The 11,635-nt window shown below is 48.7% G+C and carries 1 protein-coding gene; it reads right to left on the reverse strand.

The annotated features are described in order from the left end of the window. Window positions 1-251: 251 nt before the first annotated feature. Window positions 252-11,471 (reverse strand): amino acid adenylation domain-containing protein, encoded by an 11,220-nt coding sequence (locus tag ACEN8J_RS11035; RefSeq protein ID WP_495594495.1) that lies wholly within the window; start codon window positions 11,469-11,471, stop codon window positions 252-254. Window positions 11,472-11,635 lie beyond the last annotated feature (164 nt).

Genomic DNA, 11,635 nt, shown 5'->3' on the forward strand with positions numbered 1-11,635 from the left:
TTACGTATGAAGTTGATTTAATGATTTGAACCGTGCGGTGATTGCATAGCGAGCAGATATTTATACTCCGTATGGAAGCCATCAGCATGGCGCTATGGAATCATCGCACTTCCCATCGCGGGAGTGCACATAATAAAGCGAATCCTGATCGAGTCGTGTAAGCAGACGGCATCTTACCTGTCGATCAGGATTCATGTGTTACAGATTAAAAAATTAGTGATTCAGTTCTTAAAATCATCAACCGTAGATTTTCAAGATTTATGATGTGCTAAATCTTGTGTCATGTCTTTGTCCGTGTTCCGAGTTATCTTTTGTATTGCGGCACGGATACTTTTTACATTTTTCTCGATAAATCCGGGTTCCAGTAGTTCATAATGATTACCAATCAAGCTATGCTCTTCATAGCTACCTTGTGTAGCGTCTTTCCATAAAAGTCGATTATCTCCTGTACCCCTCACCGTTTCCGATCCAACGGCGACAAAGCCGTGAATATTCGCCTGAACGCTCTCTGTATTCACAAGCTGGTTGCCATACACCGCGTAAGCGATCATTTTACGTTGGTACGTTTCATTCAACAGCTCACGGTAGGAGTCGGGAACCTGTTCCAGCATGTCATGAATTTCATGCTCTGTTTCTTCAGCTGTGAAGGGCAGGGCTTCCGCCCTTTTGACCGAATCGAGCATAAAAATATCTGATACGGTATGACCTTGACGTTCCAGTGTGTCAGCAACCTTATGCGCCAGATTACCACCTATGGAATAACCAAGCAGTACATACGGACCTTGCGCTTGCGTGCTGACGATCAAATCAACGTAACGTGCCAGCATGGCCTGCTCATCGGCAGCATCATCCACGAACTCCAATCCATACACGACTGCGTCCTGATCCAGTTGTTTGGCCAGCTCCGCGAACGACAGCCCGTATCCAAGCATAGGAGGAAAGCAGAAGATGGAGATCGGACCGTGTTCATTCAACCGTATGATTGGACTATCGGCCTTGTATTCCAGATCCGCTTTCAATAATGTGAGCGCCTGCTCTTCTATAGTCGGGAAGTCCATAACACTACGGATGGGGAGCTCAATGTCTGTGGCAAGGTGAACTTTGCGTATAAGCTCCAGTACTTTCAAGGAATGTCCACCCAACGTGAAAAAGTCATCATGGATACCCACTTGTGGAATTTCAAGCACTTCCTGCCAAATGGATGCCAGCAACTGCTCCACATCGGTTCGCGGGGCGACATATTCTATACCCGTGTGCAGCCCTTTGTCCGGCACAGGTAAAGCTTTGCGATCGATTTTGCCGTTTGTCGTCAGCGGAAGCCGATCCAGTTGTACAAATGCGGATGGAATCATATAGCTCGGCAGACTGGCCGACATCGCAGCTCGAATCTCACGGACGGTCAGCTGTTCATCGGCAGTGAAGTAAGCACATAATTGCTGTTGACCCGTTCCATCCCGCAAAGCGATAACGACGCTATCCCGCACGGACGGTACACTTGCCAGCCGCGCCTCCACTTCGCCCAGCTCAATCCGGTAACCGCGAATTTTAACCTGTTGATCAATCCGTCCGGCGTATTCCAATATGCCGTCTTCACGCCAGCGAACAAGATCTCCTGTACAGTACAGGCGATCTCCGTCCACCCACGGGTTAGCAAGAAATCTCTCAGCCGTCAGCTCAGAACGATTTAAATAACCACGTGCAACTCCGTCTCCGCCGACAACCAGCTCACCCCAGGCTCCGACCGGTTGCAGGTTAAATGACGAATCCACAACATACGCCGTCGAATTGCAGATGGGACGTCCGATCGGCACAGAATCTAGCTGTTCTTCCGTAATGTGATACGTCGTCGAAAAGGTTGTATTTTCCGTTGGTCCATAGCCGTTAATGATGTTCATGTCCGGATTATCACGCAGAACCCGGTTAATATGGGGTGCAGACAAAACATCACCACCAACCAGCAAATACTTCACATCGCCGAAAAGTTTACTATCCTGCTGTGAAAGCTGATTAAATAACGGTGTGGTCAGCCACATCATGGTGATGCTATGATCCCGTATCGTCTCTTTAAGCTTGGCCGCGTCCAATAGATCATCCTTATGCACAAGAACAAGCTGACCGCCGTTCAGCAGCGCGCCCCAAATTTCAAACGTAGATACATCAAATACAAACGCGCAAGTCTGCAGCATTCGAGTCGATTCATCAAATGGCACATAATCGGTATTGCGGACAAGGCGCACGACACTTTGATGCTCAACAACGACACCCTTAGGCTTACCTGTTGAGCCTGAGGTATAAATAACATAAGCAGCATGATTACCCGCTCCATCTATACCCAGATTGGAAGCATCTGCACTGTAGGACTTATCCTCATTCAGATTAACAATCTGTCCGTCAAAATAGCAACGATCCAGCAAATCTTGTTGAGCCAGCAGCAGTTTGGCTCCCGAGTCCTCCAGCATATAACGGATACGGTCCTCCGGATATTGTGGATCTACCGGCACATACGCGCCACCAGCCTTCAAAATAGCGAGTGTTCCCGTAATCATATCCAGCGAGCGCTCCGTCAAAATGCCAACAGGTTCATCGGGTTTCACCCCTGCATCACACAGCGTATGCGCTAATCGGTTGGCTGTCTCATTGAGCTCCCGGTAGGTCAATGATTGATGACCCAAAGCGACGGCAATATGATCCGGCGTACGCTCTGCCTGCTCCTCAAACAATTTTTGGATCGTGTGATTGCTTGGATATGCAGAGGCAGTGTTATTAAACTCTCCTGTAATTTGTTGTTTTTCCGCCGCTGTAACCAGTTCCAGCTCTTCTATGCAAACATTCGGGTTAAGCAAAACTTGCTCCAACAGATTCACAAAATGTCCATGCAGACGCTTAATGCCTGTTTGATCATAACTTAACGCATTATACATAAAACGAATCTTGATGCATTCTCCTGGCATAACGACTAAGCTCAGATCATAGTTAGTCTGCTCCGCAGCCACCACGTTGGAGATCGGGAATAGTTCCTGCCCGTCACTTCCCAGTTCTTCGACCTGCTCATCTACCGGATAATTTTCAAACACCATAATATGGTTAATTAAATCCTGTTTCTGATCGGTCAATGCCTGAATCTCAAACAGTGGATACGTATCATACGCATGAGAAGCCAGAGCCTGCTCCTGCGTTTTCTTCATAACTTCTGCAAAAGATTCCCCTGCCTCACTAAGGATGCGAACAGGAATGGTATTAATGAACAAGCCGATAATATCCTCTACCCCGATAATATCCGATGGACGGCCTGAGACGACACTGCCAAATACGACGTCACTGTGGTTGTTATATTTTTGCAGCACAATCCCCCAGACGGTTTGTAATAACGTATTCATGGTCACTTGATATCGCTTAGCCGTCTCCTCCACCCGGAGGGTCAACTCACGTTCCAAAACCGTCACCCAATCACTAGCCGTGTTGCCTCCACTCTTGCGACCGGATTTTACAGCTGGTAATGCTGTTTGCTGCTCATATCCGGATAAATAGCTGCTCCAGTAGTCGGTTGCCGCCTTGCGATCCTGTGCTTCGAGCCATTCAATAAAGCGGCTGTACGGCACTGCGGGTGCTAGCTCTGGTACTCTGCCCTCCTGAAGTGCTGCATAGCTTTCAAACACTTCTTTATTTATAAGGGACAGACACCAGCCGTCCATGACGATATGATGGAAGCTCCATACAAAATGATAGCTGTCTTCTCCGGTACGTAAAATCGCTACACGCAGCAGAACATCCCTACGCAGATCAAAGCCTCGTGCTTTATCTTGTAGCTTGAAATTTTTCACCCGGGTATCTATTTCATCCTTCTCCAGATGGTGTAAATCTTCATATTGAAAGCCGCAATCCTGATTTCGATACACCACCTGCAACGGTTCCGTATCTCTGCCAAAATAAAAATGTGTACGCAGCGCCTCATGTCGCCGAACCAGAATATTCAGGCTTTCTGCAAAAGCCCGAATGTCCATCTGACCTCGCATATCATAAGAAACCTGCTCAAAATACGCGTCATTCGCGGCTGCTTGACTATCTAGCTGGCTGTGAAACAGCATCCCTTTCTGCATCGGGGTCAGTGCATATACATTGTCGATCTCACCTGCAGCACCCATTTCAGATAAGAGGCTGTCCAAGCCCTCCACACTCATTCCTTTATAGGAAATATCACTTGGGGTAAGCTCCGGGTGTTCTTTATGGATGCAATGCACCAAAATTTCGCGCAGGCTCGATTCCAGTAATTTCGCCAATCGCTCGATCGTCTCCGGTCTATAGCTGGTACGGCTATAGCTAATCGTCAGACCCAGTTGACCTCCCGAAATGATGCCACCAAAATCCAGCGTATACGTTCGAGCCATGGTCGGGCTCAGCGGCATCCCACCCTCATATGAGGATGATTGCAAGTCGTTCCCTTTCATATCCTGATCGAACTGTCCCAAATAGTTAAAGCTGATTTCGGGGTCTGTCGTAAATAGGGCTGGAGATGCCTCCGGTGCCTGTGTCTGATGATCGGCTAAGTATTTCAGTACACCGTAGCCAATCCCTTTTTGCGGGATGCCGCGCAGTCCTTCCTTCACCCGCTTAATCCGTTGCGAAAGTGCCAGTTCTTCCGGCATATCGAGCAAAACAGGATATTGGCTTGTAAACCACCCTATCGTCCGGGTAATGTCCACCTCTGGTAAAATGGCTTCACGTCCATGTCCCTCCAGATTAATCAGGAACCGATCATTTCCACTCCATGCTTGCAATGCCATTCCTACCGCCGTTAGCAACAGGTCATTAATTTCTGTACGGTAGGCACGATTGGCCTGTTTGAGCAGCTGCTCTGTCTCTGCGTGTGTCCACAAAGCAGTAACCGACTCACTATCGCCAATCAATGGCTTTTCGTGCTCATTATACCCGTAATCCTGCGGCAAAGGAGCCCGTTCCGCTTGTGCAAGTTTCCCCCAATACGCTTGCTCACGTTCCATAGCTGGGCTGTTGGCATAAGCGTGCAGCTGCTCGGCCCATGTTTGGAACGAATCTGTTTTATGAGGCAGCTGAATCACCTGTTCACCCTTGGAAGCTTGATCATAGGCAGTCGCCAAATCCTCGAATAAAATGCGCCAAGATACCCCGTCCACCGCCAAATGATGAATCACGACCAGCAGATGATCTCCATCCGGGCAACGGAACAGCCCCAGTCTCATCAGCGGACCTTCACTTAGAGAAATACCAGATTGAATTTCATTGCACTTCGCTTCAATTATCTTCGCCAAATCTTGCTGGTTTACATCGCTGTCATTATAATCAAAGCACTCTAGATGGTACGGTTCGCCTTCCTCTACACTGCGGTTCCATGCTGTACATCCGTTCTCCGACAAAATAAAAACCATACGCAGTGCATCATGGTGCGATGTAATCTGATGGAGCGCCCGCCGTAGTGCCTGTTCGTCATAGCCTTCCTGACGATAGAGCATGACAGATTGGTTAAAATAGTGTGGTTCTCCCGTTGGCTGTTCAAAAAACCAGCGCTGAATCGGTGTAAGCACTACATTTCCTGTAACCTCGCCCTGCTCGGCTATTCGGTTAACAGGCTGAATATATGTGCTTAGTCCTGCAATTGTCGGGTATTTGAACAAGTCCTTCATTTCCAGCTTGTATCCAGCCTGAAATAAGCGGGACGATACTTGAATGGCCTTGATGGAGTCACCACCCAAATGGAAAAAGTTATCCTGTATTCCGACTTTCGGGATACCAAGAATGGCTCCCCAAGCTGTAGCCAGTGCCTGTTGGACATCCGTCTCGGGTGCCACATAGTCCATACCTGTATCGAGATTGTGCTCAGGTGCGGGCAGTGCCCTGCGGTCTACTTTGCCATTCAGCGTCAAAGGCAGTCTGGAGAGCTGCACAAAGTAGGACGGCACCATATAGCCAGGCAGATCCTGCGACAAAATGTTACGTAAGTCGCTGGCGCTCAGTTCGCTATCTGTTACAAAATAGGCACATAGCTGTTTTTGTCCGTGATCGTCCTGCCGCACGGTAACAACTGATTCCTTCACACCTGGAATCGTGGACAAACGGGTTTCAATTTCACCCAGTTCAATGCGGTAGCCGCGAATTTTGACCTGTTCATCCATTCTTCCCTTGTACTCCAGTACACCATCAGCACGCCAACGCACTAAGTCCCCTGTACGATAGCAATATTCTCCAGACCGGAATGGACTTTCAATAAATTTTTCCGCCGTAAGCTCGGGTCGATTCAGATATCCACGCCCAACACCATCACCACCGACGATCAGTTCCCCCCAGGCCCCGATAGGTTGCAGCTTCAACGAACGATTGACCACATAAGCGGTCGAGTGATCAATTGGACGTCCAATGGGAATAGCCTGGGTTTGCGGTTCTGTAATGTCATAGATGGTGGAAAAGGTGGTGTTCTCAGTCGGCCCATAAATATTGGCTAGGCGAAGCTGCGAGTACTCCTTCAACACACGATTGACGTGCGGTACAGACAACACATCACCACCCACGAGCAACTCCTTCAAGGACGCAAACACTCCGATTTCTTGCTGCGAATACTGATTGAATAAAGCCGTGGTCATGAACATCGTGTTAACACGATACTTGTCAATTGCCTGTTTGAGCTTGGAGGCATCCAGAATAGTGTCATGACTTACCACATACAGTTGTCCCCCGTTCAGCAGCGTTCCCCAGATTTCAAATGTGGAGGCATCGAACACAACTGCGCCCAATTGCAGCATACGTGTATTTTCATCAAGCGTGGCATAGCTTTTGTTTTTCACTAGGCGCACGACATTACGGTGCTCAATCATCACGCCCTTCGGCTTGCCTGTCGTACCAGAGGTGTAGATCACATACGCAAGATCCGAGGAAGATCCCCCTGTTGTAATCGGAAGTGTTCCATCCGTATGAGCGTCAAATTCAGATTTGGTACTCCATCGTTGTTCATCACTCAAATCGATGACCGGAATGCCGGGTTCAAAAGGCATCTGCTCACGTCGTTGTAACAGTAACAGCCCCGCACCGGAATCCTCCAGTAAATAACGGATACGCTCCTCAGGATAATCGGGATCAATGGGAACGTAAGCCCCTCCGACCTTCAAGATCGCCAGCATACCGACGACCATTTCAATGGAGCGTTCAGCCATAATTGCTACTCGCTGTGTCTCTGGCTCGGAACCGCGCCGTATCCCATGGGAAGCGAGAATGCGTGCCAGACGGTCGGCACGTTCATTCAGCTCACGGTAGGTAAGCTGCATGTTCGCAAAGGTGATGGCCAGCCGATCAGGTGATTGCGCTACCTGTTCCTCGAACAGCACATGCAGTGCTTGATCTCGTGGATACGGATAGTCTGCTACCGTATCATTGAATCTCTGCACAAGCAGCTCTTTTTCTTGGGCCGAAACCATTTCTATAGCCGAAAGAGCGATATCCGGCTGTTGAGTAACCGCATTGATAAGCTGCTGCAAATGTTCAGTCAGTCGTTCAATGGTTTCTCGTTTGTACAGCCGAGTTCCGTATTGAAGAGCACAGGAAATTTGTTCTCCATCCTCCACTGCGAACAGACTCAAATCAAATTTGGCCGTCGTTTGCTCACTTGGATAAGATGCCAGTTGCAGCCCCGCCAGCTGCTGCTCTTTTTGCTCTATGTTTTGTAGTGCAAACATGGTATCAAATAACGGATTACGGCTTAAATCTCGATCCACGCCCAGCTTCTCCACTAGCTCTTCAAACGGATAATCCTGATGTTCAAAAGCCTTTAACGCGTTTTCCTTGACCTCCAACACATAATCGCGGAACGTTTTCCCGCCTTCTGGATAATTACGGATTGCCAGTGTATTCACGAACATCCCGATCAGACTGCCAAGATCCGCATGGGGCCGCCCTGCAATTGGCGAACCGACAATAATATCCTCCTGCCCGCTATAGTGGCTAAGCAAAGCCGAATAGGCTGCCAACAGCACCATATATAATGTCGATTCCGTCTGCACCGCAATGCTTTTTAAGCCTGCGCTTTGTCGTTGGTCAAGCGTAAATTCCAGCACATCTCCTTCAAAGCTTCTCACCGCTGGCCGTGGATAATCAGTCGGTAGATCAAGCACTGGTAGCTCTCCTGCGAAGGTATTGAGCCAGTAGTTTTCCTGTTCCCGGTAGCGTTCACTTTGCTGCTGCTTCTGTTGCCAAGCGGCGTAGTCTTTATACTGAATGCGTAACGAGGGCAGCGTGTCGCCTGCATATAAATGAATGAAGTCCTGAATTAGTACATTTATAGAGGTGCCGTCCGAAATGATATGATGCATATCCATGAGCAAAATATGATGCTCTGGGTCTGTTTCAACCAAACCAACTCGGAATAACGGAGCCTGCCTCAGATCGAATGGTTGGACAAAGTTACGTACCAGCTCATCCGTTTCCTTTGGGGTAGCTCCGTGAGCATTAGTCAATTCCATGCAAAAAGGAACCTCGTCATGTACTCGCTGGACAGGTTCACCGTTCATGGTCTCAAAACTTGTGCGCAATGTTTCATGGCGATCAATAAGCTGACGGAATGCACTATCCAGTGCCTTGTGATCAAGTGAACCGGTCAGAGTTAGGACACCAGGTATGTTATAGCTAATTCCCGCTCCATCAAGCTGATTGAGGATATACATCCGTTTTTGAGCCGAAGAGACCGCATAAAATGGCTTATTCTCCGTAACAGGGATGGATTCATAAGTGGTTTGCTCCAGTGCTTCAATAACCTGCGCCAGCTGTTCAATGGTCGGATGCTGGAACAGATCCTTTAGCTGCACATTTCTATGCAATTCCTTATAGATGAGTGATATGACATGTGTCGCCCGCAGGGAATGTCCTCCTGCCTCAAAAAAGTTATCCTTAATGCCAATGCGCTCAAGCTCAAGCACATCTTTCCAGATGCTAGCCAGTTGTGTTTGTAATTGATTTTGAGGAGGTACATATTCTGCGCCTGAGCCTACACCTCCCTCTGGCTGTGGCAACGCTCGGCGATCCACCTTGCCGTTGGGCGTCAGTGGCAATTGCTCTAGCTGTACAAAATACGACGGTACCATGTAGCCCGGCAGCTCCTGACTCAAAGCGCTACGCAGCTCACTTGTCGCTACTTCCGCATGGGTGACCACATATGCGCAGAGCAGCTTTTGCCCCTGTTCATCTTCATGTGCAATTACAACAGCTTCTCGGACTGCCTCCAGCTTCAACAGCTGTGCTTCCACCTCGCCCAGCTCGATCCGGTAGCCCCGGATTTTTACCTGCGCGTCGATCCGTCCCTTATATTCCAGCGTCCCGTCCGCATTCCAACGCACCAGGTCCCCTGTTCGATAGCAGCGTTCGCCGCCACGGAACGGGCTGTCAATGAACTTTTCGGTCGTCAGGTCTGGGCGGTTGCGGTATCCACGAGCCACCCCGTCACCGCCGACAATCAGTTCCCCCCACGCTCCAACAGGCTGGAGCTGCATCGAACCGTCCACGACATATGCCGTCGAGTTATAGATCGGGCTACCAATGGACACAGATCCCGATTGAACGCCAGTAATGGCTTGTGTGGTAGAAAAAGTCGTATTTTCCGTCGGACCGTAGCCGTTAATAATATGTAGATTCGGATGGGCCTCCAATACCCGATTAATATGCGGTACGGACAGCACATCACCACCGACCAATAGCTCCCGCATCCCCTCAAATAGTTCCAAGTCCTGCTGGGATAGCTGATTAAAGAGTGGTGCGGTCAGCCACATCGTGGTAATGCCGTGATTGCGGACAACTTCCTTGAGCTTGGGCGCGTCCAAAATAACATCCTGACTCACCAGCACCAGCTGTCCACCGTTCAGTAGCGCACCCCAAACTTCGAAGGTGGACGCGTCAAAGACAACAGACCCGGTCTGCAAAATGCGTGTGTCGGCATTCAAGCGTGCATAGTTTGTGTTTGTCACCAAACGCACGACATTACGGTGCTCCACCATAACCCCTTTGGGCTGGCCTGTAGTCCCTGAGGTGTACATAATATAGGCCAAGCGACCAGCTGCGCTCGCCTGTGGTTGTTCTTTAGCTGCATAAGTCTGCTGTATTTGTTCTGGTTCTGCTTGTTCTGATTGCGTAGCTTTTGGTTGCATGATTTCTGGTTGTATGGTTGTCGTAGAAGCAAGTTCGGGACTGGCGGAAATGGAGTAGAACGGATCTAGGCAGTCCACGTATCCCGAATCAGTATTCGTCCCGTGCTCATTCGACAAAATGGGATCGTAACGATCAGCATCATCCGTTCCATAAATTGCGGCATCGCTAAGGTCAAGCACCATTCCCTTAAAATCAGTGGGCCGATGTTCCATTCGCTGCACGAGCAGTATGTCCGCACCGGAATCCTTCAGCAAATAGCGTACACGCTCATCCGGGTAATCAGAATCAATGGGTACATACGCTCCACCTGCTTTGAGAATTCCGAGCATACCGACAATCATCTCAATCGAGCGTTCAGCTACAATGCCGACCGTCTGCTCGGTGCGGATTCCCTGCTTACGTAAAGAATGAGCCAGTCGGTTGGCCTTTTCATTCAATTCTGCATAGGTTAGGCTATCTTGCCCATACACTACCGCCACCTGCTGTGGTGTCTGCTTCGCCTGTTTCTCGAACAATTCATGAATAGACGCATGACGTGGATAATCCACATTTGTATCGTTGAAGGTATGGAGCAGCTGCTCTATTTCTTGCTCTGACAGCACTTGTGCTGTGGAAATCGCCAACTCTGGCTGCTGCAAAACAATAGTGTACAGCCGCAGAAGCTGCTCAACAAAGTGCTCAATCGTCGTCTCGCTATAACGGTCGCTACTATACTTTACGTTTAGGGAAACCGCTTCATGTTCCCATTGAAACTGGAAATCTAGTTCAGATTGTACGTGATCCAAAAAATCAGAAATATGAATATTTCGCAAGGATACTGTGGTGTGAATAAGAGGCTTTCCATCCTCATCACGTTGAATGTCAAGTAATTCAGAATAGTTCCAAAAAGGAATGTTTTGATGTTCAATAGCTTCGCCGACAGAGGTTTTGATTTGAGACAGCAAGGCTTTGAAGGTTGTGCTGGAATCCAGCGTATTTTTCAATAAAAGTAGATGGTTGATCGGCTTTGTAGCACCGTTGCTAGACTTGGCTACCGGAATGCCCAGCAGCACACGTTCCTCACCTGTGTATTTATGCAATAAGCTCTCTACTCCAGCAAGCAGGACCATAAACACGGCCCATGGAGCGCCACCTGTTATAGATGATATTCTTTGGGAAATTTCAGTTGGAAATGTGAGCGTGTACGTATGGGAATTTAAACTCGTTACAGTTGTACTTCTGGACACATGGTTAGTGTATGGTAGGCAGATGGTATGATCCTCAGATTCCAGTTTATGACTCCAGTAATTTTTTTCCTTCTCAAATAAGGCTTTCAATGACATCCCTCCTGCTTCTCGGGGCCTGTTCCCCGGTTGGATGGTGCGTTGTTACGTACATGAGCGTTGTGTCAGAAAAAGAATACTTTGCAGGCAAGGGCAGTCGGACAAGCCGCCGCCCTCTGCACACGCAAAGTGAACTCATTGCATTTTAGAAAACGGAT

The organism is Paenibacillus sp. Paensp38 (assembly GCF_059491915.1).